Genomic DNA, 13,440 nt, shown 5'->3' on the forward strand with positions numbered 1-13,440 from the left:
CCACTGCTGACACCTTGTGGCAGTGTATTTCTGTGCGTGCGAGCCGGTTGGTGTCGTTGCTGCTGTTGTTGCAGGCGAAGGGGCGGATGACCGCGCAGGCGCTGGCCGACGAGCTGGAGGTGTCGGTCCGCACGATCTACCGCGACGTGGAGTCGCTGCACGCCGCCGGGGTGCCGCTCTACGGCGACGCGGGCCCGGCGGGCGGCTACCAACTGCTGGAGGGTTACCGCACCCGGTTGACGGGCCTGACCGAGCAGGAGGCGGAGTCGCTGTTCCTGGCCGGGTTGCCGGGTCCGGCGGCGGAGCTGGGTCTGGGGGCGGCGGTGTCGGCGGCGCAGCTGAAGCTGATGGCGGCGTTGCCCTCGCCGATGCGCGACCGGGCGGCACGGATGGCCACGCGGTTCCACCTCGACGCCCCTGCCTGGTACTACGACCCGGAGCGGTCGCCGTTCCTGGAGCTGGTCGCCGACGCGGTGTGGCACGCGCGGCTGCTGGAGGTCTCCTACCGGCGCTGGCAGGCTCCGGAGGAGGTGACGCGGGTGCTGCGCCCGCTCGGCCTGGTGCTGAAGGCGGGCCGCTGGTACCTGGTGGCGCTGGGGTCCTCGCGCATCTCGACCTACCGGGTGGCGCAGATCCAGGCCGTGCGGGCGCTGGAGGGGACGTTCGAACGCCCGGCGGGTTTCGACCTGGCGGCGCACTGGGCGGCGTCGCTGGAGGACTTCCAGGCACGCCAGCACACGGGGTCGGCGGTGCTGCGGTTGTCGCCGCGCGGCTGGGAGTCGTTCGCCGTGCACGTGCTGCCGGTGGTGGCGCGGGCGGCGGAGGACTCGGCGGTGCCCGACGGCGGGTGGACGCGGGTGACGATCCCGATCGAGTCGGTCCCGCACGCGACGGGGATGCTGCTGCGGCTGGGCGCGGAGGTGGAGGTGCTGGAGCCGGCGGAGCTGCGCGAGCGGGTCACGGCGGTGGTGCGGGACCTCGCAGCGCTGTATGCGCCAGGTGGTGCCACAGGTGTTTCCTGACCTGCGGGTCGGCGTCAGCCTGCGCGAGGACCCACGGGTCGATGACGCCGTCGACGGCGATGCGCAGTCCCAGCTCCACCGACTCGGGCGTGCGGAAGCCCGGATCGAGGTCCGTTGTGGACATCCGGAACCCGCTGTGCCACTCGACGCGGGTGTCCAGGGCGTGCGCGGCGTCCTCTACCTCGGTGCCGCGGAAGGACGGGTCGAGCACGACCGCCTCGACGTCGGCGAGGGTGACCGGGCCGTGGACGTGGGCCTCGACGTAGTCGTCGAGCAGGTCGCGGTGGCCGGTGAGGGCGATCAGCGGCATGTGCCGCGCGGTGCCGAAGTCGACGGGTTCGAAGACGCTGTCGGGGTAGCAGAACGTGCTGCGGTCGAGGGTGTTCTCGGTGAGCCGCAGGTGCGCCGAGCCGAACCGCGGTGCGCCGCCGAACTCGCTGCGGCGGTGGTTGAGCGCCCCGTACTTGGGGCGCGCGGCGGGTGGGGCGTGGTCGTAGGCGCCGCCGAACAGGCGGCTCTCCCACTGCCAGCGGGCTCCGCCCGGGTGGGCGGTGAGGCCGCCGTTGCCGGTGCCGGTCTCGAACTGGGAGCGGTAGACGCCGTCGCGGGCGAGGGCGGCCAGGACCCCGTGGCCGGGGTGGAAGTTGAGCGTGATGCGCAGGTCGCGCGGCACCGGCGGCCCGGTGAGGCCGCGGAAGTTGTCGGTGCCGGCTGCGACCAGTTCGGGGTCGGAGTCGCGGTACAGCCGGCCGGTCATCATCTTCTGCTTCTCGGTGATCACCCTTCGAGGGTGCCCGAACGCAGCAGTGCGCGGGCGCGTCCGGCGGCGATCTCCATCAGTGCCACGAGCTCCTCGGCGGCGAAGCCCGGTGGCGCCTCGACCGCGAGCACCACAGGTGTGGTGGCCGGGACGCCCGGTCGTGCGGGCAGCTGACCTGCGGCGACGTCGGAAACCACCACAGGTGTTCTGGTGCCGACGGGTCCGGCGATGCGGGAACGCAGTGCGTCGAGCAGTTCCTGTTCGGGTTTGCCCTTGAGCAGCAGCAGGACGAACGGGTCGGCGTCGAGCAGCCAGCCGACCTGGAAGGCCAGTGCGGCGGCGTGGCGGCAGGGCAGCTCCCAGCCGGGGCAGTCGCAGTCGGGGTCGAGGTCGCCGATGCCGGGCAGCAGGTCCACGCCGACGTCGGCGGCGGAGGCGACCAGGGTGCGGGGCATGTCGTTGTCGAGCAGGGCGGCGATGTGACCGGACTGCTCGGCGACGCGGTCGAGGAACCGTCCCCAGTGGAGCTCGGTCAGCTCCGGGACGTGCACGGTGGTGCTGTAGACGGTGTCGTCGTCGTGGACCTGGGCGTGCAGGCGGCCGGGCTGACGGTGATGGGGCCGACGACGCCGGCGTGGGCGTAGCGGCGGCCCATGCGGATCACGGCGGTGTCGAGAGCGGTGTCCTCCAGTGCCTTCACCCACGTCTTTCCCCACCAGGTGGTGGCGACGCGGCGCTTGGTCTTCGGGAACGCGGCGAACCCGCGGGCGGTCATCGGGTGCTCCTCAGTTCGACGAGCTCGGCGAGTTCGGCGTCGGTCAGTTCGGTGAAGGCGGACTCCCCCGCGGTGAGCACGGCGTCGGCCAGGGAGCGCTTCCGCGCCAGCAGTGCGGCGATGCGTTCCTCGACGGTGCCCTCGGTGACGAGCTTGTGGACCTGCACGGGCCGGGTCTGGCCGATGCGGTGGGCGCGGTCGGTGGCCTGGTCCTCGACGGCGGGGTTCCACCAGCGGTCGAAGTGGATCACGTGGTCGGCGCGGGTGAGGTTGAGCCCGGTGCCGGCGGCTTTGAGCGACAGCAGGAACACCGGGGCGCGACCGGCCTGGAAGTCCTCGACCATCTGCTCGCGCCGGGCGACCGGGGTGCCGCCGTGCAGGAACAGGGTGGGGGCGGTGATGTGCTGTTCGAGCAGGCGGGCCATGGCGGTGTACTGGGTGAAGACCAGCACGGAGCCGTCCTCGGCGAGGATCGTGGCGAGCAGCTCGTCGAGCAGCTCCAGCTTGCCGGAGCTGCCCCGCAGCGTGTCGTGGCCCAGGTACTGCGAGGGGTGGTTGCAGATCTGCTTGAGGCCGGTGAGCAGTGTGAGCACCAGGCCGCGGCGGGCCATGCCGTCGGCGGTGGCGATCCGGTCGAGGGTCTCGCGGGTCAGCGCCTCGTAGAGGGCGGCCTGCTCGGTGGTGAGCGAGACGGGCAGGTCGGTCTCGGTTTTTGCGGGCAGCTCGGGTGCGACGCCGGGGTCGGACTTGCGGCGGCGCAACAGGAACGGCCGCACGACGCGGGCGAGCGTGTCGTCGGGCTCCGGCCAGCGGGCGCGGAACGCGCGGTGCGTGCCGAGCAGGCCCGGTGTCGTCCAGTCCAGGATGGACCACAGCTCCGACAGCGAGTTCTCCACCGGTGTGCCCGACAGCGCGACCCGCGCCGCCGACGGGATGGCGCGCAACGCCGTGGCGGTGCCGGAGTGCGGGTTCTTGACGTGCTGGGCCTCGTCGGCCACGACCATGCCCCACGTGTGCTCGCGCAGGACCTCGGCGTCCAGGCGCATGGTGCCGTAGGTGGTGAGGACGACGCCGCGGCCGGGCAGCGTCCGGTGTGGACCGTGGTAGCGGGTGACCGGCACGCCGGGTGCGAAGCGGTGCAGCTCGCGTTCCCAGTTGCCCAGCAGTGAGGCGGGGCAGACGACGAGCGTCGGTGCGTCGAGGTCCTTGTGCAGGTGCAGGGCGATGAGCGTGATGGTCTTGCCCAGGCCCATGTCGTCGGCCAGGCAGGCACCCAGGCCGAGGGAGGTCAGGTGCGCCAGCCACCGCAGGCCGTGCAGCTGGTAGTCGCGCAGGGTGGCGCGTAATGCCGCGGGCTGGGCGATCTCGGGGATCTGCGTGACGGTGCGGGCGAGGTCGTGCGGGGCGACCTCGACGTGTTCGCCGTCGATGACCGCGACCCCGGTGAGGGCGGCGGTGACGGCCTGGACCGCGGGGATCGGCGCGAGCCGTGCGCGGGCCTTCTTCGCGAGCGCGGGGTCGAGCAGCACCCACTGGTCGCGCAGCCGCACGACGGGGCGGCTGGCCTCGGCGATGAGGTCCATCTCGGCGGCGGTGAGCGGGTCGCCGCCCAGGGCGAGCTGCCAGTCGAACGTGAGCAGCTCCCCGGCCGTGAACTGCCCGCTCGCCTGGCCGATGACCGCCCGCGCGGCCAGGGTGGTGTTGAGCTCTCTGGGCCAGTGGACCTCGATGTCGCTGCCCAGCAGCGAGCCGACCTCGTCGTCGGTGAGGTCGAGGTGGTGCGGGGAGGCCTGGTCGAGCAGCCGGTGCAGCGGTGTCCAGCTCGACCGCCGGATCGCCTTGATGGCGTCGAGCTCGCGCCCGGAGCCGGCGACGTCACGGGGGTGGGCGTCGGTGACGGCGCGGACCTGCAGCGTCGCCCGGAAGTCCAGGTCCAGCCGCAGCGACAGGGTGATCTGCTCGTCGGCCCAGGCCTTGAGCTCGGGCACCGCGCACGGCTCGGCCGCCGCGAACGGCCCGTCGCCCCCGCGCGGCAGGGTGTCGGCGATCGCGTCCATGAACGCGCGCAGCTGGTCATAGGACCCGTGCGCGGCCAGCGCGCGCAGGTGCAGCTCGTCGGCGTGGTCGAGCGGCCCGATCCGCCACGTGTCGTGCCCGGCGGCGGTCACCCCGGGCACGATGCGGCCGCGGGCGACGAGGTGCAGCGCGGTGGCGGCGGCCACGGCCCAGTAGTCCTCACCGGCCAGCACCGCGGGCAGGGCGTCGAGCAGACGTTTTCCGTCGAGCTGACCGAGGCGGGGCGGATCGGCAGGGGCGAACATACCCTGTACCGTACAGCATACGGTACGGTAGTGTCGTCGTCGTGATCGAACACACGGGCAGCGGTGACCCGGCACGGACGCTGGCGTTGCTGTGGCGCACCCAGGAGCGGACCAGCCGCAAGGGCAAACCGGACCTGAACGTGGACCGGATCGTGCGGGCCGGCATCGACCTCGCCGACACCGAGGGCCTGCGGGCGCTGTCGATGCGGCGGGTCGCCGAGGCGCTGGGCGTGGGCACGATGTCGCTCTACACCTACGTGCCCGGCAAGGGCGAGCTCATCGACGTCATGGTCGACACCGTCCAGCAGGAGACCGGCCGCGTCCCGGCCGCGGGCTGGCGCGCGCACCTGGCGTCCGTGGCGCGGGAGAACCTCGCCCTGCACCGGCGGCACCCGTGGCTGCTGCAGGTGGCGCCGTCGCGGACGGTGCTGGGCCCGCAGGTTGCGGCCAAGTACGACTTCGAGCTGCGCGGCCTGGAAGGCATCGGCCTGTCGGACGTGGAGATGGACTCGGTGCTGAACCTGGTGCTGGGCCACGTGCACAACTCGGCGCGCGGGCTGACGGCGGCGGCGCTGACGGAGAAGGAGACCGGTCTGACCGACCAGCAGTGGTGGGACGCGGCGGCACCGGTGCTGATGACGGTGTTCGACCCGGCCCGCTACCCGGTGGCGGCACGGGTGGGCGGCGCGGTGGGCGAGCAGCACCACAGCGCGTTCAGCCCGGAGCACTCGTTCGACTTCGGCCTGGAGATGATCCTCGACGGCGTGGAGCGGCTGGTCACCACCCGCCAGGCAGACACCGGTGGCCGCTGACGCAACCGCCGTACGGGTGGCGGAGCTGATTCGCGCGGTTACGGCCTGGTGACACCTCGCACGTCCGGTCGCGAATTCGCACGCGGTGGTGCCCGGATGCCTACAGTTACGCCACGCGGCGTGGTGACGATCACCGGATCAGCGACCGCGCACCGGGCAGGCACCGCTGCAGGGAGGGCAGATCGTGGTGATCGACGCGCACCCCCGGCAGGCGCTCGTGCGCCGGATCACCGGTCTGGCGCGGTCGACGCCGGGGCGGTTGAGCCTGATCATCCTGGTGCTGGCGCTGGCGAGCCTGGCCAGCGGCACCCTGACCACCTACGGCGTGGTCCGGCAGTCGCAGGCCCTCGACGACCTGTCGGCGCGGTCGGAGCCGCTCGCGCACGCCGCGCAGGAGGTGTACCGGTCGCTGCAGGACGCGGACGCGACGGCGGCGAGCGCGTTCCTGTCGGGCGGGCTCGAGCCGGTGCGGCTGCGGGAGCGCTACGAGAAGGACATCGCGCAGGCGCAGGCGGCGCTGTCGGTGGCGACGGCCTCCTCCCCCGAGCTGACGGCGACGCTGTCGGCACAGCTGCCGGTCTACACCGGGCTGATCGAGACCGCGCGCAGCAACAACCGGCAGGGCTACCCGGTGGGCGCGGCCTACCTGCGGCAGGCGTCGAACCTGATGCGCACCCAGCTGCTGCCCGCGGCGCAGCAGCTCTACGCCGCCGAGACCGGGCGGGTGACGCGGGCGCAGGACGAGGCGCGGTTCCCGGTGGCGGAGGTGGGGGTCGCGGTGCTGTTCGTGGTGGGGCTGCTGCTCACCCAGCGGTACCTGACCCGCAAGACCAACCGCGTGCTCAACATCGGGCTGCTCGTCGCGACCGGCGCGGCGGTGGTGTCACTGCTGTGGGTGACGACGGTGTCGTTGCTGGTCATGCGCGACGTCAGCGACAGCCGCACGGCCTCGCAGCAGGCCGACGTGCTCGCCCAGGCCCGGATCGCGACGCTGACCGCCCGCGGCGACGAGACGCTCACGCTGGTGGCGCGCGGCGCCGGGCAGACCTACGAGAAGAGCTTCGTGGACACCTCCGCGCGCCTCAAGGGGCTGCTGGAGCAGGCACGCCCCGGTGGCGGTGAGCCGGTGGAGCAGGCCGGGCGGGCGTTCGAGCAGTGGCAGCAGGTGCACCAGCGGATCCGGGAGGCCGACGACGCCGGGCAGTACACCGAGGCGGTCAAGCAGATCAGCCTGCCCTACTTCGACTCGCTGGACCTCGCCCTGGTGCAGGCGATCGGTCAGGCGCGGCAGGACTTCAGCGACGAGGTCGCGGTGGCGCGCTCGACGCTGGCGGGCACGGTGGTGGGGGTGCTGGTGCTGTCGCTGATCAGCGCGGCCGGGTCGACGACGGGACTGTGGCAGCGGCTCAAGGAGTACCGATGAGGCGGCTCGTGCTCGCGGCGGTGCTGCTGGCGGGGGCCTGCACGGGCGGACCCGTCCCCAGCGAGGTGGTGCCCGAGGAGGTGCCGGCACCGCTGCCGGCGGGGGCGAGCACGGTGACGGGCGCCCCGACGTCCTCCCCCGGTCCGGCGCCGCAGTGCGACGCGACGGCGAGCCTGCGCCCGGGACCGCTGCCGCCCGCGGGGCAGATGCCGCAGGGCTCGGCGATGGACCGCATCCTCCAGCGCGGCCGGTTGATCGCCGGGGTGGACCAGAACTCGTACCTGATGGGGTTCCGCAACTCCTTCACCGGCGAGATCGAGGGCTTCGACGTCGACGTGGCGCGCCAGATCGCGCGGGCGATCTTCGGCGACTCGGCGAAGGTGCAGTTCAAGGTGGTCACGGCAGCGGAACGGATCGGGGTGCTGCAACGCGGCGAGGTCGACGTCGTGGCCAGGACGATGACGATCACCTGCGAGCGGCTGCGCGACGTGGACTTCTCGGCCGTGTACTACCAGGCGGGCCAGCGGGTGCTGGTGCGGCGCAACTCAGGCATCTCCGGTGTCGGCGCCCTGAGCGACAAGCGGGTGTGCGTGGCCACGGGCTCGACCTCGCTGGGCAACGTCGCGGGCAGGGCGCGCACGCTGGTGTCGGTGCCGAACTGGACGGACTGCCTGGTGATGCTGCAGCAGGGGCAGGTGGAGGCGATCTCCACCGACGACACGATCCTGGCCGGCCTGGCCGCGCAGGACCCCTACACCGAGGTGGTGGGGGCGCGGTTCACCGAGGAGCCGTACGGGGTGGGGGTGCCCAAGGGGCAGGAGGACCTGGTGCGGTTCGTCAACGGCGTGCTGGAGCGGATGCGTTCCGACGGCACGTGGGCGCAGACCTACCGGCGGTGGCTGGGCACGCTGGGCCCGGCCCCGCAGCCGCCGGTCGCGCGGTATCGGGACTGAGGAGGGCCGTGATGAGCGAGGACCTGGACCTGCCCGTCACCGGACCGGCGACGGCACCCGCGGAGCGCGGCACGGGACCCGCGACCTCCCCCGCCACGTCACCGGGGACGGCGCCGTGGTCGGTGTCGCAGCCGGCGGCGACGGGGTCGGGGCGGGCGCGGCGCACCTCGGTGCGCTCGATGAGCCGGGGCCGGCTGGGCGCGGGGCTGGTGGAGGTGCCGCGGGTGCCCTACCGGGACCCGACGACCGCGGTGCTGGCTGCCCCGGAGGTGCCGGAGGCGAAGCGGTTCTGCTCCCGCTGCGGCAAGAAGGTCGGGCGCACGCGGGAGGGCAGCCCCGGCCGGGTGGAGGGGTTCTGCCCGCAGTGCGGGCACCGCTACTCGTTCACGCCCAAGCTCGCACCCGGTGAGGTGCTGCACGACCAGTACGAGGTGCTGGGGTGCCTGGCACACGGCGGCCTGGGCTGGTTGTACCTGGCGCTGGACCACGCGGTGAGCGACCGGTGGGTGGTGCTCAAGGGCCTGCTGGACTCCGGCGACGCCGACGCGATGGCGGCGGCGCTGGCGGAGCGGCGGTTCCTCGCCGAGGTCGAGCACCCCAACATCGTGAAGATCCACAACTTCATCCGGCACGCCGACCGGGAGACCGGCGGTTTGGTCGACTACATCGTGATGGAGTACGTCGGCGGCGAGTCGATCAAGGAGATGATCACCAGCCGGCGGCGGGAGGGCCGCGGGGACGAGGCGCTGCCGCTGGCGCAGGCGATCGCCTACGTGCTGGAGATCCTGCCCGCACTGGGCTACCTGCACGGGGTGGGGCTGCTGTACTGCGACTTCAAACCGGACAACATGATCCACACCGAGGAGCAGCTCAAGCTGATCGACCTGGGCGCGGTGCGGCGCATCGACGACCACCACTCCCCCATCTACGGCACGATCGGCTACCAGGCACCGGAGATCGGCACGATCGGCCCGTCGGTGTTCTCCGACATCTACACGGTCGGGCGGGCGCTGGCGGTGATGTGCTTCCCGTTCGACTTCCGCGGCACGTGCAAGGACCGGCTGCCCACCCCGCAGGAGCAGCCGCTGCTGGCGCGGTTCTCGTCGTTCCACCGGCTGCTGCTGCGCGCGACGCACCCGAACCCGGAGCTGCGCTTCGCCAGTGCCGAGGACATGGCCGAGCAGCTGACCGGTGTGCTGCGCGAGGTGCTGGCGATCGAGGACGGCGTGCCGCGGCCGGGCATGTCCAAGCAGTTCACCCCCGAACGCCGCCGCTTCGGCGTGGAGGGCGGCCTGGACCTGGTCGAGGCGGCGCTGGCGTTGCCGGCACCGAGCGTGAGCACTTCGGACGCGGCGGCCTCGTGGCTGGCCACGGCGGCGACGTCGGACCCGGCGGGGCTGCGCAAGGCACCGGAGTACACCGTCGAGGTGCGGCTGCGGATCGTGCGGGTGCTGATCGAGTCCGGTGACACCGCGGCGGCGCTGCGGGAGCTGGAGTCGCTGACGGTGCCGCCGCTGTTCGACGAACCGGACGTGGACCCGGAGGACTGGCGGCCGGACTGGTACCGGGGCCTGGCGGCGTTGCGCGACGGCCGCGCCGACGAGGCGCTGGGGTTCTTCGACGCCGTGTGCTCGGCACTGCCGGGTGAGGCGGCACCGAAGCTGGCGCTGGGGGTGTGCGCGGAGGCGACCGGGGACCTGGAGTCGGCGACGTGCTGGTACGAGCTGGTGTGGCGCACCGACCACGCGCACGTGTCGGCGGCGTTCGGACTGGCGCGGGTGCTGCTCGCGTGCGGTGACCGCGCGCGAGCGGTGCAGGTGCTGCTGTCGGTGCCCGACACCTCCTCCCAGCACCTGGCCGCCCAGATCCTCGCGGTGCGCGCGCAGCTCGGCGACTGCGCCGCGGAGGACCTCGTCGCGGCCGGGGAACGGTTGCGGGCCTTGGACATCGACCTCCACTCGCGCACACAGCTCGCGGCCGAGCTGCTGGAGGCGGCGTTCGACTACGTGACCCGCAATCACGCCGCCGAGGGCAGGGTGCTGGACTGTGCACTCTCCGAACACGAGCTTCGGCTGGGTCTCGAGCGGCGCTACCGCACGCTGGCCCGGTTCGCGGCCACGCCGGAGGAACGGATCGCATTGGTGGACCGCGCGAACGCGGTAAGGCCTAGGACGTTGGTTTGATGGACACCCTGAAGTGCCCGGACTGCTTCGCACCGATCGCCGCGGAGGACCGGTTCTGCGAGGCGTGCGGGCGCAACCTGCTGGTGCGGCGCACGCCGATCGGCGGACCGACCGGTCCCGCGCAGGCCTCGTGCATCCTGTGCGGATCACCCGACATCGACGACGAGGACTACTGCACCCAGTGCGGCCGGCACCAGCCGTCGGCGCGGGACCGGGTGGAGTACGCGCTGGGCGCGGTGTCGGGGGTGAGCGACCGGGGCAAGCGGCGGGCCCGCAACGAGGACTCGATGGCGTTCGGCCAGGTCGCGGGCGCCGGTGTGGCCGCGGTGGTGTGCGACGGGGTGGCGTCGTCCGAACGCGCGGAGCAGGCCTCGCAGGCCGCGGCCGACGCGGCGGTCGACGTGCTGCTCAACGCGTTGATCGAGGCCGCGGACGCCGAGCAGGCCATGGTGGACGCGGTGGCGGCGGCGTGCCTGGCGGTGGAGCAGCTGGTGGAGACCGACCCGGTCGAGGCCGGTGGCCGCGGTGTGGCGCCCTCGTGCACGTTCGTCTCGGCGGTGGTGACGCCCTCGGCGGTGACGATCGGCTGGGTGGGCGACTCGCGGGCCTACTGGCTTGCGCAGGAGGGCTCCCGGCAGCTGACCGCGGACGACACGTGGGCGGCGCAGCTGGTGGCCGAGGGGGTGCTGACCGAGGAGCAGGCCCGCACCGACCGGCGCGCGCACGTGCTGTCGCGGTGGATCGGCGCGGACGCGGGCCCGGTGGTGCCGCAGGTGGTGACGTTGCGGCCGAGCACGCCGGGGACGTTCCTGCTGTGCTCGGACGGCCTGCACAACTACCGGCCGCTGCCGGAGGACCTGCAGCCGCTGCTGCCGTGCGGGCCGGAGGACTTCGTGAAGGTGGCGCTGGACGCGGGCGGGCACGACAACATCACGGTGGTGCTGGTGCCGTTCGTGCCCGGCGACTGACCGGGGTGGTCGTCGTGGCGCGGGTTCGTCACCCCGGTGTTCGCGCAGGTCGCGAACACCGACCGGCGCTGCTGAGATGAGCGGGTGCGCGGGGCGGTGTTGATCTCGGCGGCGGTGGTTGTCACCATCGTCGCCGTGGTCTTCGCGTTCCAGCGCAAGCTGGTCTACTTCCCGTCCCCCGGTCCGCTGCCGTCCGCCGAGGAGGTCCTGCCCGGTGGGCGGGACGTGCGGCTGGTGACGGCGGACAGCCTGCTGCTCGACGGCTGGCACTTCGAGACCCGTGACGCCCCGGCGACGGTGGTGGTGTTCCCGGGCAACGGCGGCAACCGGCTGGGCCGGGTGCCGCTGGCGCGGGCGCTGGTCGACGCGGGGGTGTCGGTGCTGCTGTTCGACTACCGCGGCTACGGCGGCAACCCGGGCACGCCCTCGGAGGAGGGCCTGGCGATGGACGCCCGCGCCGCCCTGGACCTGGTCGACGGGCCGGTCGTCTACTTCGGCGAGTCGCTGGGGGCGGCGGTGGCGGTGGAGCTCGCGACCTGGCGGGCACCGGCGGGGCTGGTGCTGCGCTCACCGTTCGCGTCGCTGGCCGAGGTGGGCTCGCACCACTACCCGTTCCTGCCGGTGAGGATGTTGTTGCAGGACAAGTACCCGGTGGCCGAGCGGGTGGCCGGGCTGGACGTGCCGGCGGTGGTGCTGCTGGGGACGGCGGACTCGGTGGTGCCGCCGGCGCAGAGCCGGGCGGTGGCCGCGGCGGCACGGGCACGGCTGGTCGAGGTGGCGGGCGCGGACCACAACGACGAGGTGCTGCTCTCGGGCCGCGAGGTGGTGGACGCGGTCGTGTCGGTCACGCCACGCGGCTAGTGCCGAACGGGTTGTCGATCACGTACCGCCACCGCCCGTCGGCACCGAGGCGGGCGACGTCGGTGGCGGTGCCGGTGACGTCGCCGATGGCCCAGTCGACGACGAGCAGCGCGATTCCGTCGTGGGCGTAGACGTGGCGCGGTGTGACGGTGATCGGCAGGCCGGTGTCGAGGAACTCCTGGTTGGCGGCGCGCCGGTCGCTGCCGGTGACGGTGTGGCCGGGCCGGGGCACGAACAGGGCGCCGGGTTCGTAGACCGCGTCGACGGCGCCGGCGTCGCGGGAGTTGAACGCGGCGGCGAACGCGTGGGCGACACTGGCGGGGTGGATGCTCATGGGCTCAGCGTGGCGAACGCCGGCGTGGGTCACCAAACGGTGACCTGGGACGAGGAGCTGGTGCCGACCGAGCGGGGCCGGACGGTGGCGCCGTCGGCGGTGTGCCCGGTGGAGGTGGCGCTGGCGGCGGTCAGCGGCCGGTGGGCGACGCTGGTGCTGCGCGACCTGATGGGCGGGCCGCGGTCGTTCAGCGGGTTGCGCGCGGGGTTGCCGCAGCTCAGCGCGAAGGTGCTGACCGAGCGGCTGGATGGTCTGGTGGCGCGGGGGCTGGTGCGCCGCGACCGCTCCCCCGGTTTCCCCGCCCGCACCGAGTACGCGCTGACCGACGCCGGTGTGGCGCTGCGGCCGTTGCTGCTGGAGCTCTACCGCACCGGTGAACGGCTGCTGGGCGTCGCCGACCGGTGAGATCGCCTGGTCGGCTGCCGCTGCGGCGGGGTCCGGGCTGATCGCCGGGGCGGACCCCCGATGGCAGGCCAAGTGCTCGCGGCGGTGCTCGCCGCCGGTCGACCGAGCACCTCTTTCGGGTGGTCGAAGGCTCGAAATCGCACCCCGGCTGCGTCAAGGCTGGCACATTGGTCAGTTGCAGGAGCGGGTGAACGCACCACAGCCATGGATGCGTGAAGGTGACACGGGGGTGTCGAGATGAGATCCGTCAAAGCCATCTTCGGAACGGCTGTGCTCATGGCCGCAGCGTTGAGCGCGACCCTCACGAACACCGCGGCGGCGGTCGACGGGTGCGTTCGCACTGACCCCCATCCCAACTCCGGCACCGTGTACTGGGTCCACGTGATCAACGCCTGCAACTACACGCTCTACAACGTCGACGCCCACGTGTACAACGGTCCCGCCGGGATCGACAAGCGCAGCGGATACCGCGCCAACCTCAAACCGGGCGGCTGGTTCGAGCTCACCGGCGCCTGGAAGGCGCCGGCGGGGTCGTGGACCTGCGGAGAACTGTGGGGTCCCGACGCGAAACACTGGGGGACCGACTGCGTGCGGATGTGACACGGCCTACCGCGTCCACCGGC

Annotated in this window: 14 protein-coding genes; 9 read left to right on the plus strand and 5 right to left on the minus strand. The window is 72.9% G+C overall.

The features are described from left to right. Positions 1 to 32: 32 nt before the first annotated feature. Positions 33 to 1,022, plus strand: a complete 990-nt coding sequence (locus ACVDFE_RS26650; RefSeq protein WP_360394678.1) for a helix-turn-helix transcriptional regulator — start codon at positions 33 to 35, stop codon at positions 1,020 to 1,022. Here the strand turns inward: ACVDFE_RS26650 and ACVDFE_RS26655 are convergent. Genes ACVDFE_RS26655 through ACVDFE_RS26670 form a run of 4 tightly spaced genes read right to left on the minus strand, consistent with a single transcriptional unit; the run spans position 958 to position 4,878 of the window. Continuing rightward, entirely contained in the window at positions 958 to 1,803 is an 846-nt protein-coding gene (locus ACVDFE_RS26655; RefSeq protein WP_458432293.1) for a DUF3626 domain-containing protein, read from the minus strand. The genes ACVDFE_RS26650 and ACVDFE_RS26655 overlap by 65 nt on opposite strands. Then, positions 1,800 to 2,333, minus strand: coding sequence for an SWIM zinc finger family protein (locus ACVDFE_RS26660; protein ID WP_458432294.1), 534 nt, complete (start codon positions 2,331 to 2,333; stop codon positions 1,800 to 1,802). The genes ACVDFE_RS26655 and ACVDFE_RS26660 overlap by 4 nt, the downstream gene beginning before the upstream one ends. Then, positions 2,315 to 2,557 (minus strand): hypothetical protein, encoded by a 243-nt coding sequence (locus tag ACVDFE_RS26665; protein WP_458432295.1) that lies wholly within the window; start codon positions 2,555 to 2,557, stop codon positions 2,315 to 2,317. The genes ACVDFE_RS26660 and ACVDFE_RS26665 overlap by 19 nt, the downstream gene beginning before the upstream one ends. After that, the gene (locus ACVDFE_RS26670; protein WP_458432296.1) at positions 2,554 to 4,878 is read right to left on the minus strand and encodes a DEAD/DEAH box helicase; all 2,325 of its coding nucleotides are present in this window, start codon (positions 4,876 to 4,878) and stop codon (positions 2,554 to 2,556) included. Before ACVDFE_RS26670 ends, ACVDFE_RS26665 begins: the two co-directional genes overlap by 4 nt. Positions 4,879 to 4,919: 41 nt before the next feature. Between ACVDFE_RS26670 and ACVDFE_RS26675 the strand changes: the two genes are divergently transcribed. The 6 genes from ACVDFE_RS26675 (at position 4,920) to ACVDFE_RS26700 (ending at position 12,078) form a co-directional block, all read left to right on the plus strand. Continuing rightward, complete coding sequence (locus ACVDFE_RS26675; RefSeq protein WP_458432297.1) at positions 4,920 to 5,690, plus strand: TetR/AcrR family transcriptional regulator; 771 nt, start codon at positions 4,920 to 4,922, stop codon at positions 5,688 to 5,690. 184 nt (positions 5,691 to 5,874) lie between these two features. Then, entirely contained in the window at positions 5,875 to 7,113 is a 1,239-nt protein-coding gene (locus tag ACVDFE_RS26680) for a hypothetical protein (protein WP_360394694.1), read from the plus strand. Continuing rightward, on the plus strand, positions 7,110 to 8,066 hold the full coding sequence (locus ACVDFE_RS26685; protein ID WP_458432298.1) for a glutamate ABC transporter substrate-binding protein: 957 nt from the start codon (positions 7,110 to 7,112) through the stop codon (positions 8,064 to 8,066). Before ACVDFE_RS26680 ends, ACVDFE_RS26685 begins: the two co-directional genes overlap by 4 nt. Positions 8,067 to 8,077: 11 nt before the next feature. Beyond that, positions 8,078 to 10,249 carry a tetratricopeptide repeat protein gene (locus ACVDFE_RS26690; protein WP_458432299.1) on the plus strand — a complete coding sequence of 724 codons (2,172 nt, stop codon included), beginning with the start codon at positions 8,078 to 8,080 and terminating at the stop codon, positions 10,247 to 10,249. Further along, complete coding sequence (locus tag ACVDFE_RS26695; RefSeq protein WP_360394701.1) at positions 10,249 to 11,217, plus strand: PP2C family serine/threonine-protein phosphatase; 969 nt, start codon at positions 10,249 to 10,251, stop codon at positions 11,215 to 11,217. The genes ACVDFE_RS26690 and ACVDFE_RS26695 overlap by 1 nt, the downstream gene beginning before the upstream one ends. 84 nt (positions 11,218 to 11,301) lie before the next feature. Then, positions 11,302 to 12,078: an alpha/beta hydrolase gene (locus ACVDFE_RS26700; RefSeq protein WP_458432300.1), complete on the plus strand. Its 777-nt coding sequence runs from the start codon at positions 11,302 to 11,304 to the stop codon at positions 12,076 to 12,078. Here the strand turns inward: ACVDFE_RS26700 and ACVDFE_RS26705 are convergent. Beyond that, positions 12,062 to 12,412: a YybH family protein gene (locus ACVDFE_RS26705; protein WP_458432301.1), complete on the minus strand. Its 351-nt coding sequence runs from the start codon at positions 12,410 to 12,412 to the stop codon at positions 12,062 to 12,064. The two genes, ACVDFE_RS26700 and ACVDFE_RS26705, sit on opposite strands and share 17 nt — an antisense overlap. A gap of 24 nt (positions 12,413 to 12,436) precedes the next feature. Between ACVDFE_RS26705 and ACVDFE_RS26710 the strand changes: the two genes are divergently transcribed. Continuing rightward, a complete protein-coding gene (locus ACVDFE_RS26710; RefSeq protein WP_458432302.1) occupies positions 12,437 to 12,817 on the plus strand; it encodes a winged helix-turn-helix transcriptional regulator in 381 nt (126 codons plus the stop codon). A 237-nt stretch (positions 12,818 to 13,054) separates the two neighbouring features. Next, positions 13,055 to 13,417 (plus strand): hypothetical protein, encoded by a 363-nt coding sequence (locus tag ACVDFE_RS26715; protein ID WP_360394711.1) that lies wholly within the window; start codon positions 13,055 to 13,057, stop codon positions 13,415 to 13,417. Positions 13,418 to 13,440 lie beyond the last annotated feature (23 nt).

The organism is Lentzea chajnantorensis, from assembly GCF_054300775.1.